Origin of the sequence: Bacteroides xylanisolvens (assembly GCF_018289135.1) — a bacterium.
Taxonomy (GTDB): domain Bacteria; phylum Bacteroidota; class Bacteroidia; order Bacteroidales; family Bacteroidaceae; genus Bacteroides; species Bacteroides xylanisolvens.
The window spans coordinates 5,226,080-5,244,642 of record NZ_CP072216.1 but is presented as its reverse complement, the minus strand read 5'-3'; the positions used below and the strand labels follow the sequence as shown (position 1 = coordinate 5,244,642).

10 protein-coding genes are annotated in these 18,563 nt (G+C 39.2%); 6 read left to right on the top strand and 4 right to left on the bottom strand.

What is annotated here, in order from left to right:
• Positions 1–10 precede the first annotated feature (10 nt).
• Positions 11–3,190, bottom strand: coding sequence for a SusC/RagA family TonB-linked outer membrane protein (locus INE92_RS21730; protein WP_195436717.1), 3,180 nt, complete (start codon positions 3,188–3,190; stop codon positions 11–13).
• A gap of 119 nt (positions 3,191–3,309) precedes the next feature.
• Positions 3,310–5,154 (bottom strand): MSCRAMM family protein, encoded by a 1,845-nt coding sequence (locus INE92_RS21725; RefSeq protein ID WP_015532183.1) that lies wholly within the window; start codon positions 5,152–5,154, stop codon positions 3,310–3,312.
• 472 nt (positions 5,155–5,626) lie between these two features.
• On the opposite strand from INE92_RS21725, the gene INE92_RS21720 reads away from it, so the two are divergent.
• A complete protein-coding gene (locus INE92_RS21720) occupies positions 5,627–8,173 on the top strand; it encodes a Kelch repeat-containing protein (protein ID WP_015532182.1) in 2,547 nt (848 codons plus the stop codon).
• 160 nt (positions 8,174–8,333) lie between these two features.
• A complete protein-coding gene (locus INE92_RS21715; RefSeq protein ID WP_005807145.1) occupies positions 8,334–9,242 on the top strand; it encodes an IS1595-like element ISBbi1 family transposase in 909 nt (302 codons plus the stop codon).
• A 48-nt stretch (positions 9,243–9,290) separates the two neighbouring features.
• Here INE92_RS21715 and INE92_RS21710 read toward each other — a convergent pair whose 3' ends face one another.
• Positions 9,291–10,280, bottom strand: a complete 990-nt coding sequence (locus tag INE92_RS21710; RefSeq protein ID WP_015532181.1) for a glycoside hydrolase family 43 protein — start codon at positions 10,278–10,280, stop codon at positions 9,291–9,293.
• A 165-nt stretch (positions 10,281–10,445) separates the two neighbouring features.
• Between INE92_RS21710 and INE92_RS21705 the strand changes: the two genes are divergently transcribed.
• The 4 genes from INE92_RS21705 to INE92_RS21690 all read left to right on the top strand — a co-directional run bounded on the left by INE92_RS21705 (position 10,446) and on the right by INE92_RS21690 (position 16,894).
• Positions 10,446–11,555 (top strand): glycoside hydrolase family 43 protein, encoded by a 1,110-nt coding sequence (locus INE92_RS21705; protein WP_015532180.1) that lies wholly within the window; start codon positions 10,446–10,448, stop codon positions 11,553–11,555.
• A 254-nt stretch (positions 11,556–11,809) separates the two neighbouring features.
• Positions 11,810–13,624 (top strand): glycoside hydrolase family 2 protein, encoded by a 1,815-nt coding sequence (locus tag INE92_RS21700; RefSeq protein ID WP_008997660.1) that lies wholly within the window; start codon positions 11,810–11,812, stop codon positions 13,622–13,624.
• Between the two features lie 123 nt (positions 13,625–13,747).
• On the top strand, positions 13,748–15,298 hold the full coding sequence (locus tag INE92_RS21695; RefSeq protein ID WP_015532179.1) for a sulfatase family protein: 1,551 nt from the start codon (positions 13,748–13,750) through the stop codon (positions 15,296–15,298).
• 444 nt (positions 15,299–15,742) lie between these two features.
• Positions 15,743–16,894, top strand: coding sequence for an ISAs1 family transposase (locus tag INE92_RS21690; RefSeq protein WP_008018700.1), 1,152 nt, complete (start codon positions 15,743–15,745; stop codon positions 16,892–16,894).
• Between the two features lie 278 nt (positions 16,895–17,172).
• On the opposite strand, the gene INE92_RS21685 is transcribed toward INE92_RS21690, so the two are convergent.
• Positions 17,173–18,549 carry an arylsulfatase B gene (locus INE92_RS21685; protein WP_015532178.1) on the bottom strand — a complete coding sequence of 459 codons (1,377 nt, stop codon included), beginning with the start codon at positions 18,547–18,549 and terminating at the stop codon, positions 17,173–17,175.
• Between the last annotated feature and the right edge of the window lie 14 nt (positions 18,550–18,563).

The window sequence follows — 18,563 nt, the reverse complement described above, 5'->3', positions numbered from 1 at the left end:
GTCCAAAACCTTAAAAAGAAAGAGACATTCCTACTGTATAGGTTTTGTTTAACGGATACATTCTACCCAGATCGTCGTCAGGATGTTCCGGGTCGACAAATTTCACGCCTGTTATTGTAAACAGATTGTAGGCATTGGCAAATATGCGAAGGTTCATGGTCGACAAAGCTTTTATCCGAGGAAGGGTATAGCCAATTTCTATACTCTTAAGACGTAAATAAGCTGTGCTGACGCGATTGAATTCAGAGTTCCCTTTTGGATAATGGCCCGTATATCCATAGTGACCGCTTACCCATTGAGTCTTCGGATCGTAGGGATCAGCCAGAGGGTCTGTCGGATGCCAACGATCAAGGAATTGCTCCAAAGCACCTCCGCCATTTTCACCCCATATATTGTATAAAGGTTCTTTATATTCCATAGAACCGAGGGCAGAACCTTGAAATAATATGTTCAGATCAAAATTCTTATATGCGAAATCCAAATTCAAACTGTAATTTAACCAAGGTGTTTGATCGAATGCAAAAGGATGTTCATCTTGACCATTGATTTCACCATCTCCATTCCAGTCTACATACTTGTAATCTCCAGGGAGTATATCTCTGTCTTTATAAATAGGGTATGTCCAGATATCATTCCAATCAGTGTAACGTCCTGCTGAATTATAACCGAATTGAACACCTTGATAACGATTGTTCAAATTGTCATTGCGCCATCTATCATAAGAACTGGACCAAGGACCTTTATTGACTGCAGTCATGTGTTTTCTGCGAGTAATAGTACCTATTGCTTTTACCTTATAAGAAAAATCTCCTATTTTATTCCGGTGTGTAAGCTCCAGGTCTATACCAAATTGCCGGTCGCTGTTAACGTTCTCTAATGGAGCTTCAGCGCCTACAACTGTTGGTAAATCTCCGCTACTACGGGCAAACATATTTTTGCGGCGGCGGTCGAAGTAGTCAATCACAAAACCGAATAAACCATTCCATCCCTCAAAGTCTACACCAATGTCGAATGTTCTTGATTCGTACCATGAGATACCCTCATTAGGAAGAGGTTTCGGTGAGGCGGCATAAACGAATTTATCGCCAAAGACGAAGCCGGGAGCATATTGATTATAATACCCTTTTTCAGCATTTCCGCTGGTAGCAGGATAATTATATCCTTGTGCCCATTCATAATTCCAATTATTACTTAAATCATCTCCTAATACACCGTAGCTGGCACGTACCTTCAACTGATTCACAAAAGAAAGAGCAGATATTGATTTGAAAAACGACTCTTCAGAGATACGCCATCCTGCTGATATGGAAGGGAAGAACCCCCATTTATGTCCTTTGGCAAACTTAGATGATCCATCGTAACGGAATTGTGCTTCAAGCAAATAACGGCTTCCGTAAGCATAATTTATTCTACCTATTAAAGCTGAATTAGCTTCCTCGTAAAGATCGGAGTTACCCGAATACATTCCACCTTGTTGGGCAGTGTCTTCGCCTACAAAAAGATATGGAACGCTGAAGGCAAGATTGCGTTGGGCATAGAAGTTATCTCCCTGACGTTTCTGAGTTTCCCAACCGATTAATCCACTTACGGAATGTTCTCCAAATGTGCGATTATAATTCAATATTAACTGAGCCAGAGTCTGTTGTTTATCGTACATTTTTCGAAGGAGGTTGCTCGGAGAACTGTTGTTATACAATTTTTGAGTATAGGTATCGGTCAAATCATCATAAGCATATTGATAATATTCCTTACGGTAACTTTCATTGTTGTCCAATCGGTAATCGTAACTAAACAATGCTTTTGCTGACAAGCCTTTTAAAACAGGTGTTATTGTTCCAAAATCATAATTGAGTGATGCTGAAGATTGGATATTTTTCTGTTTGTTCTTTTTGTATCCCGACACGTCGGAAGTCATGAAGGCAACCGTATTATTTTCCAATTCTAATCCTTTGTAATTTAACATTGTATTTTCCGGATCGGCATACGCTGGATACAATACCCCTTGCGACCAATAGTTGCGAATAATATCTACTGAACTGTAATAAGGAGAATTTCGTTCATCGAGGAAAGCACTAAGATTGAGTTCGAAAGTCAATCCTTTAAGAATTCTTGTCGAGATGTTAGAACGAATATTATATTTCTCATAATTCAAATCTCCTGATTTGAAAAATCCTTCCTGATAGAAATATCCCATACCTATATAATATTGGGTTCTTTCATTTCCTCCTGAGATGCTGATATCGTGTTGAGTTTGAGGAGAATGATCTGAAAATATTAATGAATTCCAATCTGTAGCTCGGCGTGAACCATTGCGGAAAGCTTCGAACTGATCTTCACCGTATATAATATTCCCACCATCTACTTTATTCATCGCCTTTTCATTATATAAAGTCATTGTTCCATACGGATCGGACAGTTTAGGCATGTCAGATGGCTGTTGGATGGTAAAGGAACCATTGTATGAGACTTTTGTCTTTCCCTCTTTTGAGCCTTTTTTAGTAGTTACTAATATAACACCATTGGCAGAACGTACCCCATAAATAGCAGCCGAAGCATCTTTCAGTACAGATATATCATCAATGTCATTAGCATTCAAACGCTGGAAGTCTTGCACGTCACGAGGAACACCGTCAATGATGACCAATGGAGCATCATATCCACGAATATCAAAATTATTACTATAAGATCCGGGTTCGGCACTTTTTTGCCATACGCGTACTCCGGAGATTTTACCGGTAAGCATATTCTGCGGATTCTCATTTTTTGTTTTCAATAGGTCGGTACTTCTCACTCCTGCTATTGCACCGGTAAGGCTCACTTTTTTTTGTACACCATATCCCACAACCACTACATCACTAAGAGTGATGTCATTGGATTTCATAGAAACATTGATTTGTGTACGTCTATTCACTTTTTCTTCTATAGAATTATAGCCTATAAAAGAGAATACTAAAGTAGCATTATCTGGAGCTTCAATACGATATTGACCATCTATACCGGTTATCGTACCTACGGTTGTGTTTTTGATTACAACATTGGCCCCGATTACAGGTTCATTGGTTTCATCTGTAACAATACCTGATATGGTTCTTTTCTGCGCCCATGATGGTGAGCTCAAAGTCAGAAGAAACACCATAAGAATGCAAGAATACAGATATTGCATTTTTTTTGCACGTTGTGTTTTCATCATAATGATAATTATTAAAATTTAGTTATGTTTTTATTCAGTATGAACTGGTTACTACTCGAATCTTTAGCCTGATAAATAGGCAAACAAGCAAAAGATTCGAGTAAGAACAGGGTCTTTTTTTAGTTTAATTCGACGCTGTGGAATACCAGCTTATTTTCATTGCTGCTCTTTTCTCCATTAAATACGCCTATGGCCAACACTACATTACTGCCGTTAAATTGAGCCAGGTCGTATACGAATGTAGCATAGGTATTAGGATTGTCCGGACCTCCTGCATCATGTTTGAACTTCCAACAACCATTTTCTGCAGCAGCTGCTTCTCTGGCCGTATTAGATATTGGATTTAGATTGATGAATGTTCCGTCTTCTTTGATAACAGTAAGTTTAAAGAATGTCCATTGATTACCAAACGTGCGGGTTGTCAACGTTAATTTATTATTTCCTTCTGCTATTGCAAATTTTGCATAGAAATAAGCCTCGGGTTTATTGGTATTAGCGGCTCCGTTCCCCGTTGTTTTTATCAGATAACCTTCACTAGGGAATACTTCTGGGTCTTTTACTGTCGGCATAAATGCCCAACAATAGGCTATATGATTTACATTTCGCCACTCACGGTATGCTGCATAATAATCGCCGCTACCACCACGAATGGGGCTTATTCCAGTGAATGATTTAGCTGTTTGAACCATTGTTGAACGGACCATTTCTGCAGTTAACTTCCATTCTTCCAAACCTGTGATAGCGGTGCCGGGCAGCCAGTTCCATCCTTCGACTTTTTGTGGAGCGAAGCGTATAGCGCGAAGAACCAATTGTTTCCAATAATCACCTGTTGCGGTACGATAGATTCCGATAGCTATAATAACTTCTTTTCCAACATAGTCACTTAAGTCAAAATCATAATCAGTATAACTTTGCGAACCACAGGTTTTGGTTCCTCCCACTTTCACAGCTACAGGTTCTGCAGCAGAAAGATCTACTACTTGCACTCCAAAATACGCAGGTGCTTTGTCATCTGCATTATGAGTGCGGATTCTTAATGACAATATCTTGTTGTCTTCCGTAATCTTCTTGCTGCCATAAGTATAAGAATCAAATGCATCCAGATTGGCCGGATTTTTTTGTTCATCCCCCGTATTTCTAATTCTTAGAGTGGTTCCTTCAGGCTGTTCTTCCATATTGCCCCAGAAACTCAAAGTACACATATAATCGGTTGACCAATCCCAATGAGGATAGCTATCAGCATTTTTTCCGCCTCTGTATTCATTATAAAGCCATTTATCAGCCTCTTTCAAATCATCAGCTGTTAAACCTGGCAATACTTCTACTCCACCCAGACGAATATCGAGAGTGGCTATCTTATCTATAAACTGGGCTTTCTTGATATCCCTTGAAACTGCTACATAACCGGTTTTACTAAATGTAATAGAATAATCATCAATAATGAGACTTTCAAATAAGTATGTACCATCATTGGCGGTAGTTGTAGTCAATGAACCCAGTTTTACTGTTACCCCTGCAAGAGGAGCATTGTTGTTCTTAGCATCAGTTACAGTACCCATAACCTTTGCTGCTGCACTTAGCATCTGAATACTTATAGATGCTACTTTATTAGCATCGAACTTGCCGGCTAAAACAGTTGCGCTGGTAGTCAGATAATCTTTTTTGGTGAATGTAATGGTACGTTTATCCATAGGTACATTAGAGAAAGAGTACTTTCCATCGGCACCAGTAGCTGTAGAACCTTCGACATCAGAAATAGTAACTGCAACGCCATTGATAGGCGTGTTGTTTTCGTCAGTTACCATACCTGTTACAGTACCATAGTCGGACTTGGTCGAATCATCGTCATCGCTACACGAACTAGTTGTGAAAGCGATAGCTCCCACTAACATAAAGAACGTAAACGTTCGTAAGTTTTTCATTAGTTTCATACGCAATTCAAAATAAAGTTTTTTGTTTTTCATAATTAAATATCTATGTATTGTAAGTTTACCGGATTTGTCAAATGTGTTTTTCTTTTTTTGATTTTTATATGCATTATAATTCGTTGTATAATTTTTGGCAAAAAAAGAGCATGACGGTTAATTTATAGGTTAAAAAGCGGTTATTTATCTAGGAAATACATTAATCTTTGCCATTTAAAGTCAATATTTTGATATATCAATAATGTTGAGAGTTCATTGTTTTTCATTAATGTAAACATATACAGAAGTTTTTTTCTATAAATATGATACCTGGATATATCTCTGTGGAACTAAGCGCTTCTTTAATAGTGGTTTATTCAAAAATAGGAGAGATGCTAGTTATGATTATTTTTTCTTGGAGAATATTTTTGAAAAAAAAATGAATATTAAAGGTGTTAAGCTTATTGCAATTTGATATTTTATTTTAAATTTGCATTCAATTCTTTGATTAGAAACACACAAATAAAATATTATGAAGTTGTCATCTTGCCATATCATAGCTACAATAAGTATATTTTTTTTATCATCAACCTTATACGGGCAAGGATTAGAATTTAAAGGGAATGATTATCCCATTGATGAGCGTACATCCTATAATGTTTTTAATGATACGCCTATTCAGTTTTCGGATAAGTTTAATATAAGTTTTGAAATGTCATTAACGCGTCCTTCTCGTTTAGGTTATATCGTTAGGATAAAGAATGAAAATAATAAGATATATAATTTATCTTATTATAACGATGGTATATTCTCTGTGTTTAAATTAAATGAAGAAGGAAAGAATAGTCTCATTGCTGCCAAATTTGAGACTAAGGATTTAGTAGCATCTCGTTGGTTTCAAGTATCAATAAAATTTGATTTACAAAAAGATTCTTTATGTCTTGCAATCAAACAACAAAAATTTTTTGTACACAACCTTGAGTTACCTTCTAAATGGACTCCAGACATATATTTTGGAAAGAGTGATTATATGATTGATGTGCCAGTTTTCTCAATAAGACAACTTATAATTTCTGATGATAAACAACAGTACAATTTTCCTTTAGATGAAAGTGAAGGAGAGGAGGTTCACTCTATTGAGGGAAAAGTATTCGGACAAGTTAGTAATCCGAAATGGCTTATAAATGAGTCTTATAATTGGGCACAGAAGTATAAGTTTACATCTTCTAGTGTAGCAGGCTATAATTTTGATGATCTTACGGACAATATCTACATATTTAATAAAGATACTCTTATTACCTATAATTTGTACTCGGGTGACGTAATATGTAATAGTCTTGCAAATAAGTGTCCTATCGATATTTTTCTGGGAACAAATTTTTGGAATAGTGGAGCTAATAAACTTTATGTATATGAAGTTCATGTAGATGATGCTGGCAAACCAACAGTTGCAACTTTGGATTTGCGAGCGAAAGAATGGACTGTAGTGAGCAATGAAAACTTACCCATGCAACTTCATCACCATAGTGTTGCTTATGATCGGGAGAATGAACGGCATTTCATATTTGGCGGTTTTGGAGACATATACTATAGTAAAGAACTGTATGTGTATAATTATAACAAAAACAGACTGGATTCGGTAGTTTTGAAAGGAGACCGGATAGAACCACGCTATTTTTCATCAATGGGATACCGTAAGGATGACAATTCTCTCTATATATATGGAGGTATGGGTAATGAATCAGGCGAACAAATAGTGGGACGTCAATATTTTTATGATTTACATAAAGTAGACTTGAACAATAACACGGTTTCCAAGCTGTGGGAAATACCATGGAATAGAGAAAACATAGTTCCTGTAAGAGAAATGGTTATTCAGGATGATTCTTATTTTTATACGCTTTGTTATCCGGAACATTGTTCTAATACTTATCTCAAATTATATCGTTTTGCATTCAAAGACGGAGCTTTTCAAATATTAGGTGACTCTATACCTATACGTTCCGAAAAGATAAAAACGAAAGCTAATTTGTATTATAGTGACAAACTCAATAAACTCTTTGCGGTGGTTCAGGAATTTGACGACGATGATATATCTTCCAGTGTGGGTGTGTATTCATTGGCTTTTCCTCCGATAAGTCATGCGCCATTGAGTGCATACAAACCTCACAGTAAAAATAGTGAATTTACTTTCCAAATATTGATAGCATTGCTTATATTATTAGTTATAGTAATTATATCTGCTTTGATCTTTTTTATCAGACGTCGCTCCCATGAGAAACAAGGAGCAAATGATAAAAAAACTATTATAAATCCAGTAAATGTAAAATGTTCCACTTCCTTGGAACAAAATTTAGTAAAAGCTAATAGCATTTATTTGTTTGGGGAGTTTATGGTACGTGACAGGCAAAATAAGGATATAACCTATATGTTTAGTACCAAATTAAAACAGGTATTCTTATCAATTCTTCAATATAGCCCTAAAGGAGGTATCTCATCACAGAGGTTAAGTGAATTGTTTTGGCCCGGTAAATCTGAAGATAAGGTGAAAAATTCACGTGGGGTTGCCATTAATCATGTAAGAGGAATCTTAAAAGAAATTGATGGAATTGAACTTGTATACGATAAAGGTTTGTTCAGGATTGAATACACGGATGAATTTTATTGTGATTATCTTGCTTGCGTCAAACTTTTGATGATAAATAATACTGGAGGAAATGCGACAGAACTAATTGGAATTGTATCTCGCGGGAAGTTTCTTCGGTCAATTGATATGCCAGAGTTCGATTCTTTCAAAGGAAATCTTGAGCAAAAATTAGAACCGGTATTATTGATTGAGATCGAAAATTGTTTTAAAAAAGAAGCATATAAGATAGTTGTTGCACTTTGTAAGAGTTTATTTCATATTGATCCTATCAATGATGAAGCTCTTTGTTATACAATTCAGTCTCTGACAAAAATGAATATGGTAAATGAGGCAAAAGTGCAATACTTGCAGTTTTGTGTTGAATACATGAATACAATAAATAGAGAATATACTTACTCCTTTATGGATTTACAAAAGAGGAGCATACACTAGTTCTCAGTAGCCATATCAACAATTATGATATATTGAATTTACAAAGGGACAAAAATAAAACAATAAATCAAAAAAAGCCCATCTTTATTAAAATATTAATCTGATTCTCCGCAAACACACCTAATATTTTTAGTATATTAGCGCTCAAAAAGCAGGGATTATGAACATATTCAGTTTTACGGCTCATTTCGGTTCGGAGGAAGATTGTCGTTTGCATTTCAAGGAGCAGCGTGATAAGGAAGGGGTTGTCTGCAAGCGATGCGGGGGCACTTCCCATTATTGGTTACAGGGTAAATGGAGTTATGAATGCAAAGGTTGCCGTTTCCGCACCTCGTTGCGCAGCGGTACGATCATGGAGAGCTCCAAGCTGCCGTTTCTGGTGTGGTACAAAACGATGTTCCTGATGAGTTGCACAAAAAAGGGATTCTCCACCAACGAACTCCAGAAGCAATTAGGATTGAAGCGTTACGAACCGGTATGGGCGATGGTACACAAACTCCGCAGGGCGATGGGCAACCGGGATGCAAGGTATACACTGGAAGGGATGATAGAACTGGATGAGGGTTACTTTTCGGTGGCCAGTAAGGAAATCGAGCGAGGCAAGGGTACACGTGGCCGGGGAGCCGAGGGAAAGCAGAACGTTGCGGTGATGGCCGAAAGCACCCCGTTGGAAGATATCGAAACGGGCAAAAAGGAGAAGCATGTGCGTTATTTCAAGGCCAGGGTACTGGATAGCCATCAAAGTGAAGGAATCAACGGCGTGGTCAGGGACTGCATGGAGGATGATGCCATCGTATTTTCGGACAAAAGCACTTCTTACGTTGACATCTCCGATCTGGTGGAATTGCACGTCACCGAGAAATCAGACGCCAAAACCACCAAGGAAACACTCAAATGGGTGCATATCGCAATCAGTAATGCAAAACGGACATTGCTGGGCAACTACCATAAAATCAAAAGGAAATACTTACAGTTGTATCTCAACGAGTTTATTTACAAATTAAACAGACGGTATTTTGGAGACAAACTCTTTGACAGACTAGTAATTGCGAATATAACAGGTGCATAAACGGATAATCAGAAATATTAATTACGGACGGGCTGAACTTTTCAGATTTTACTTAAATGGGCTTGCCTTTACTCCCTCGAAAGTCATCTTTATGGGTTTTATTTTTCCATCTTTATCAAAGTACATACGGTCAACGCAGGTCACACGAGCGTTTCCATCCGTTTCACCCAATGGATGGCGATGATAAATGATGTACCATTCATCCTCTCCCGGCCCTTTTACAACTGAATGATGGCCGGCACCTGTTCCAATATTGGGATCTCTCTGTAATATTTTTGCTTCTCTTTTGAAGGGTCCGAACGGTGAGTCGGCAATGGCATAAGCAACACAATAATCCGGTCCGGTCCAACCGCCTTCCGACCACATAAAATAGTATTTTCCGTTACGTTTCAACATAAAAGGTCCCTCTACATATTTTTCGGGGGTTACTTCCTTATAAAGGGTACCATCTTCAAACGGTACGATACTCAACAAGTCCGGGGCCAGTTTCACCATATTACAATGTCCCCAGCCACCATAATACATATAATATTGTCCGTCATCATCTTTGTAAACAAACTGATCGATCGGTTGCGCACCATTTACAAATTTATCAATCAGAGGTTTGCCTAACGCATCTTTAAATGGTCCGGCAGGATTGTCGGCCACAGCTACACCAATACCGCCCAGTTCATTATTGCTTTGGATATCATTCGCACCGAAAAATATATAATATTTATCATTCGCATGAATCACGGCAGGTGCCCACAAAGCACGTTTAAACCAACTTATATTTTCTTTTGATAACACTTTCGAGTGCTTTGTCCAGTTCACCAGGTCTTTAGACGAGAAGGCATCCATGAAAGTCTGTTCGTCATAAGGCGCCGAATACGTAGGATAAATCCAGTATTCATCCCCAAATACAACTCCTTCCGGATCGGCATACCATCCCGGGAATACAGGATTGCCACTCGTCTTCGGTTGTTGATTGGCTTTTTGTCCAAATACAGACTGGGAACAGCAAATAATACTAAGAAGGATAAGGTGCTTCAGTTTCATACAATATCAATTTTAAAGTTCGTGCTGCAAAGATGAGAAAAAACAACTAGAAAATTCAATAAATACGAACCAATTAAGGATAAATACTAACCAATCTGCAAAAAAAAGATGATTTATCAAGATTTTATGCTTTCTTTGCAATATTATTATTAAGTAAAAAATACCATGAGAAGCAGATTGTTATTCCTAACCGTACTTTTAATAATTATTTGTGCATCCTGTCAACCCAAGAAGAAAACAGAGCCGGAAAAGGAAGCCGTAACAGGAGCGACTTATACAAATCCGCTACGTGAAAGAGGAGCAGAGCCATGGGCTGTTTTTTATGAAGGGAAATATTATTATACGCAAGGCTCTGAAAGCAGAATCATGCTCTGGGAGACCAGTGATATTACAAATTTGAATGACAGTCTTAGAAAGCCGGTATGGATACCAACCGATCCAAGCAATTCCCATCACTTATGGGCCCCCGAAATGCATCGCATCAACAACAAATGGTATATTTACTTCGCAGCAGACGATGGCAACATGGACAATCACCAGATTTATGTGATTGAAAACGAGGCTGATATTCCTACAGAAGGTAAGTTTGTCATGAAAGGGCGCATACCGACCGACAAAGATAATAACTGGGCAATTCATGCGAGTACTTTCGAACACAACGGACAGCGTTACATGATTTGGTGCGGATGGCAAAAACGAAGAATTGACAGCGAGACACAATGTATTTACATCGCTTCGATGGAAAATCCGTGGACTCTTTCTTCTGACAGAGTCCTGATTTCCAAACCTGAATATGAATGGGAGTGTCAATGGGTTAATCCCGATGGCAGCAAAACAGCCTATCCGATCCATGTGAACGAAGCACCTCATTTCTTTCAGCCGAAGAATAAAGATAAAGTATGCATTTTTTATTCCGCCAGCGGTAGCTGGACTCCCTATTATTGTGTAGGATTGCTAACAGCAGACGCCAATGCCAACCTGTTGGACCCTGCTTCCTGGAAGAAACATCCGACACCCGTATTTCAGCAGAAACCGGAGAATGAAGTTTTTGGCCCTGGCGGCAGTTCTTTCGTCTCTTCACCGGATGGAAAGGAATGTTATATGCTTTATCATGCCCGTCAGATACCGAATGACGCTCCAGGTGCAATGGACTCACGTACTCCCCGCTTACAAAAAATAGAGTGGGACAAAGATGGGATGGCTATACTGGGAATACCGAATAAAACCGGAACAATATTGCCCAAACCATCAGGAACAAAAATAGCTGAAAAATAACAAAAACATTTATTCATACGATTCAGCAGTCAAACGCAAATTTACATGAACCCATAAAGGACAAAAACTGACCATCACTTCCATTCTCTATTATCCGAAGCCGCTTTATACGGGACTTTATATAAAAAAGAAGAGAATTTATTATTTTTTGAACGGTAATTTTCCTTTATTCTCTTTTATTTCCACTTTCTTTGCGATATTCCTTTTTAATGGGATACCAATTCAACAACTAATTATAAATGTATACCATGAACATGAAAAAGAATTTTCTAACAATGCTGCTTGCATTGGCTTTATGCGGTTCGACTTTTGCTCAATGGAAACCTGCCGGTGACAAAATCAAGACATCGTGGGGAGAACAGCTTGACCCTAAAAACGTATTGCCGGAATATCCGCGTCCTATCATGGAACGTAATGACTGGAAAAACTTGAACGGGCTTTGGAAATATGCAATCACAAAGAAAGGTGATCCTACGCCTGCTGCTTACCAAGGCGATATTCTTGTTCCTTTTGCCGTAGAATCGTCTTTATCAGGCGTAGGTAAAATGATAAACGAAAAAGAAGAACTGTGGTACCAACGCACTTTCGATATTCCTTCAGCCTGGCGCGGCAAACAAATCCTGCTGCATTTCGGTGCGGTAGACTGGAAAGCAGAAGTTTGGGTGAATGATGTAAAAGTAGGCGAACACACAGGCGGATTTACTCCTTTCTATTTCGATATTACTTCTGTACTTAATAAAGGAAATAATGACTTGGTAGTAAAAGTATGGGATCCTTCAGATCGTGGCGAACAACCCAGAGGAAAACAAATAGCAAATCCTCATGGCATTTGGTACACTCCGGTTACAGGTATCTGGCAAACAGTGTGGTTGGAACCGGTTGCAACACAATACATCACTAATCTGAAAACTACTCCTGATATTGACAATAATTCTGTTAAGGTAGAAGTTGCCGCTAATACGACCTCTGCCGACAAAGTGGAAGTAAAAGTATTCGATGGTAAGAACCTTGTAGCCAAAGGCGCAGCGTTGAACGGAGTACCTGTTGAACTGACAATGCCTGCTAATGCTAAACTGTGGTCTCCGGACTCTCCTTTCCTCTACAATATGGAAGTGACTCTGTATAAAGACGGAAAAGCAATAGACCAGGTAAAGAGTTATACGGCTATGCGTAAATATTCTATCCGCAAAGGTCAGAATGGCATCACTCGCCTGCAATTGAACAACAAAGACTATTTCCAGTTCGGTCCGCTCGACCAGGGGTGGTGGCCTGACGGTTTGTATACCGCACCGACAGACGAAGCATTGGTTTATGACTTGAAGAAGACGAAAGACTTCGGCTACAACATAGTACGTAAGCACGTCAAAGTAGAACCTGCACGCTGGTACACTCATTGCGACCAATTAGGATTGATCGTATGGCAAGATATGCCGAACGGTGGTCCTAGCCCACAGTGGCAGGCACGCAATTATTTCAACGGTACGGAAGTGATTCGTTCTGCTGCTTCGGAAGCTAACTATCGCAAAGAGTGGAAAGAAATCATCGACTGTCTGTATTCTTATCCGAGTATCGCTGTATGGGTTCCTTTCAATGAAGCATGGGGACAATTCAAAACTCCGGAAATCGTAGCATGGACCAAAGAATACGATCCTAGCCGCCTGGTGAATCCTGCCAGCGGTGGTAATCACTATACTTGTGGCGATATTCTCGACCTTCACCACTATCCGGGCCCGAACATGTTCCTTTACGATCCGAGACGCGCTACCGTATTGGGTGAATATGGAGGTATCGGCTTGGTAGTAGAAGGAAACACTTGGGTGAATGACAAGAAAAACTGGGGTTATGTGAAGTTCAATACATCGGACGAAGTAACGAACGAATACATTAAATATGGCAAACATCTGTTGGAATTGATCCGGAAAGGATTCTCTGCTGCCGTATATACCCAGACAACAGACGTAGAAGGTGAAATCAACGGTCTGATGACTTATGACCGTAAAGTAATCAAGATGAATGAAGCTAAAGTCAGAGAAATCAACCAACAGATCTGTAACTCTCTGAATAAATAATAAATAGAATAATACTCTTTTCCTTATTGAATATCAAGACAGCACCTTTGAATTTTTAAATTCGAGGTGCTGTATTTTCATTTATAATAAGAAAGCTCTCTCATTGCCATCGGTCAGAGAGCAATGTTTCATTTAAAGGAGATTTTTATGAACAGCAAACATATCTTCTTATCCACCTTAGTCGGTCCCTTAGTAATTCCGTCACTCAATGCAGCCGAAACCAACAGGCCCAACATACTATTTGTCATTTCCGACGACCAGTCTTACCCGCACGCATCGGCCTACGGATCACCCATAGCTAAAACACCGGCCTTTGATTTTGTAGCCCGCAACGGCTGGTTATTCAACAACGCGTTCGTTACTTCTCCTGGAAGCAGTCCCTCGCGAGCTTCTATCTTAACCGGACTTTATCCCTGGCAAATAGCAGAAGCAGGTACTCATGCTTCCTCCTTCCCTGCCGAATATAAATGTTTTCCTGATATTTTGGCCGAAGCAGGTTATCATGTTGGCTGCACAGGCAAAGGATGGGGCCCCGGCGACTGGAAAATATCGGGACGAAAACATAATCCTGCAGGTCCGGAATACAATAAAAGACACATTCAACCTCCTTTCAAAGGAGTGTCCAATACCGATTATTATCAAAACTTTAAAGAATTTCTCCACGCCAGAAAGGAGAAACAGCCTTTCTATTTCTGGGTCGGCTCACGTGAGCCGCATCGTCCTTATGAAAAGGATAGCTGGAAAAAAGCCAATAGAAAACTGGCCGATGCAAAAGTTCCTTCTTTTCTTCCCGATAAGGAGGCCATAAAAGGAGATTTATTAGACTATGGAACGGAAATAGAATGGTATGACAGCCAATTATCCCGTATCCTTGACACATTGAAAGAAGAGGGCGAATTAGAGAATACTCTGATTATTGTCATGGCAGACAATGGGATGCCTTTCCCCGCAGCCAAAGCAACTTGTTTTGAATATGGTATTCATATTCCAATGGCTATATGTTGGATAGGTAAGATTAACAAAGGAGGTATCAGTGATGAATTTGTAAGTGGAGTCGATCTGGCCCCAACAATCCTTGATGCAGTTGGCATACATAATAAAGGGCAAATGGTAGGTATCAGTCTACTACCCTATCTTCAGAAAAAGAGAAAAGACACTGGAAGAACGATGGTTTTTGCAGGAAGAGAACGTCATGCTTCTGCACGTTACAATAATTGGGGATATCCGAGCCGTGCATTAAGAACAAAAGATTTTCTTTATATCAGAAACTTCCGTCCGGAGAGATGGCCTGCAGGTGACCCTTGCGCTATTGATAAAAAAGGAAGACTAGAAGCAATGCATAGTGCTTATTACGACATAGACCAATGTCCGGCATGGGACTTCATTGTCAGCAACAGAGATGACAGAGAAATATATCTTTATTTTCTGAAAGCAGCAGGGAAACGGCCTTATGAAGAATTGTATAATGTATCTACCGATCCCGGTTGCCTTCATAATTTAGTTGGAAATGGTAAATGCACTGAAAAGCTAAATAATCTCCGTAAAGAAATGGACAAATTACTTAAAAAGACCAAAGATACACGCTACTTGGATGATCCGACCCAAGATGACATCTGGGAAACTTATCCGCGTTTGAGTGGAGCAATCCGTACCTTTCCAACACCTTTATTTTAATTGGAGGATCCAAAGGATATAAGTAATATCCTCTTTACATAAAAACGCATTGATATCCCACTCCAACAAATATAGAACCTGTTGAAGTGGGATTAGTTTATTCATATATTTAATGTATTAAAGCATAGCTAGTAAGTAATACTACCTATGTCTCCATGGTTTCCTGCTAACATGCCCGGATTATCTTACCGGCATCTCTTTCGTTCCACTCCAATGAACAGTTCCTTTCACTCCAGTGAACAAGCCTGTGCACTCTAGTAAACAATTCGTGCCACTCCAGTAGAACGAGCGGAATGTCTTATTAAAACAGGGTCGACGCATTATATTTTTTACTATCTTACAACTTGTATTTTATTTTTATATTATTGACTATTAGTGTATTATCTATTGTATATGTCGATTATTTTCCTTATCTTTATAAGATATTATAAAACATAAACTAACATGAAAATTGGCATAATTGACCTTTGTAAACAAATAGAAGATCCTAGGATGAACCGCAAAAAAGTACATAAAATGGAAACTATTATCTATATATCCATTGCTGCTGTAATCTGTGGCGCCCAGTCTTGGAATGAGATTGAGGAATTTGGCAATGCGAAAATTGCTTTTTTCAAAAGTCGCATACCTGACCTGGAGTTCATCCCTAGTCATGATACTTTTAATAGATTCTTCAGTATAATAAAGCCCGAGTATTTTGAGTTGATCTTTCGTAATTGGGTAAAACAAGTTTGTCAGGAGGTGAAAGGCGTTGTAGCTATAGATGGCAAGCTCATGCGTGGTCCAAGCCAATGTGATGGAGAGCATACTACGGGAAAAGAAGGATTCAAATTATGGATGGTTTCCGCCTGGTCTGCCGTTAATGGAATTTCTTTAGGTCAGGTAAAAGTAGATGATAAAAGCAATGAAATCACAGCTATTCCATTGTTGATTAACTCTTTGGAACTAAGTGGTTGTATTGTTACAATTGACGCGATGGGATGCCAGAAAGATATAACCCAGACCATTATTGAGCGTGATGCAAATTATATTATAGCTATAAAGGAGAATAAGAAAAAAAATTATCAACTAGCTAAACAAATTATTGACGATTATCAGGATAGAGATGAAATAATCAATAGAGTCACCAGGCATGTGTCGGAAAATACCGGACATGGAAGAGTTGAGAAAAGAACCTGTACTGTAGTCAGTTATGGTTCTATAATGGAGAAAATGTTTAAGAAGAAACTTGTGGGGTTGAAGTCTATTGTAGGGATAAAGTCGGAGAGAACAATAGTAGCAACAGGAGAATATACTCAAGAGGTCAGATACTATGTAACTTCACTTGATAATACCAAACCGGAGGAGATTGCATCTGCCATCAGACAGCATTGGTCTATTGAGAATAATCTTCATTGGCAATTGGATGTTACCTTTCGAGAAGACTACAGTAAAAAGGTGAAAAATGCAGCCAGAAACTTTTCGGTGGCAACAAAGATGGCACTTACCATACTAAAGAAGGATAAAACAACAAAAGGAAGTATGAATCTGAAAAGACTAAAAGCCGGATGGGATGAAAAATATTTGTCACAACTTTTACAGAACAATAATTTTTAATGCGTCTGCCCTGCTTATTAAAAACAAGGTGAGAACGAATGGAAAACATGAAAGCATATGGTTATCTGAATGAGAAATGCGCAATAAAAAGATGAGAAATAAATCTCTTCTAGTGCGCGCGACCGAATAACGACAAAGCATACGGAATGACATATAGCGCGGATGGCTTCGAAGGAGTTTGGGCAAACCCATTCCCTATCGCCAATCCTCCTAGGAGGCATAAACTAATCATTGATTTTTCCATCTTGTATTATTTTCAATTCATAGGGTTAACAGATTCAACGTACTACTTTCCATTCTTTAGGAGCTTTGAATCCGTCACGACCTTTACCGTAAGGTACTTCCGGTATACAAGGAGTGATCGTGTCATATTTCAGGGCAACCTCATACAAAGCCTTCACAATTTTCTCGTTTCCTGCGCTGGCATTTTTCTTTTCGTAAGGATCTGTTTTATAATCAACCAGGAAGTCCTGTTTCAAATCCAGACCCGGTTTCATACCTTTTCTTATCAGTTTATAGTCTTTATTGACTACTGCTCCGTGTCCCAGATAAAAGTCGCGGTCGATACAGGTCTTTTTACCGTTTAATACAGGGAGAATGCTAATACCGTCATATTCACGTTTCGGACGGCTGTGATCTCCTACCAAATCTTTCAACATGGGAACAAGGTCAACAAAGCCCGTCACTTGTGAGCTCAAGTTCTTATATTGTTTCTCTGCCTTCTTCCAATAAAGAACAGCCGGTGCATGTACCCCTCCATCCCACTCGTCGAATTTATGTCCACGCAAAGGTCCTGATGAGGATCCCGGAACACCGGCAGTGCCGTTATCACTAAAGAAGATAAAGAAAGTGTTGTCCATAATTCCTTTCTTCTTCAAGGCATCTACAATAGCACCGATTCCCCTGTCCATACAAGAAACCATTGCACTGTAAGTCGCTTTTTTCTGTTCTTTCGGTGTCAGGCTGTCGAAATTGTCTGTATAGAGTTTTATATCTTTTTCCTGTGCCTGCAAAGGTGTATGAGGTGCATTATAGGCCACATACAACATAAACGGACCTTCTTTCTCGTATGCATCGATACAGCGGATGGCTTCTTGGGTTATCAATTCGGTAGAATAGCCCTTGTCATGACAAGTTTCCCAATCATTATGCCAATCCAGTTCACCCTCACGCGTCAGGTCGAAATAATCTATCGCACCGTTCAGATGACCATAGAAGTGCGAAAAGCCCCTATTCATCGGATAATGCACTTTCTTCGTATGTCCCAGATGCCATTTACCGATAATGGCTCTGTTCTTATATCCGTTACGTGCCAGCATATCGGCCATCGTTTCTTCATTCTCATCCAGTCCGTCTTCACGCCAGGGCGGAATAACAGCCGAACGGACACCAAACCGGTTCGGGTAACGTCCCGTCATCAGTCCCGCACGGGTGGGCGTACTGATGGGAGAAGTGTAAAAGCGTTCGAGTTCCACTCCTTCGCCCACCAGAGCATCCAGACTGGGAGTCTTGATTTCACTACCATGAAATCCTACATCTCCCCAACCCAAATCATCGGCCAATACAATCACAATATTGGGACGCTCTGTCTGCGCATGAAGAAATGCCGGAAGCAGAGTACATCCACAAAGCAAACCAAAAAATTCTTCTTTCATGATATACGATTTAT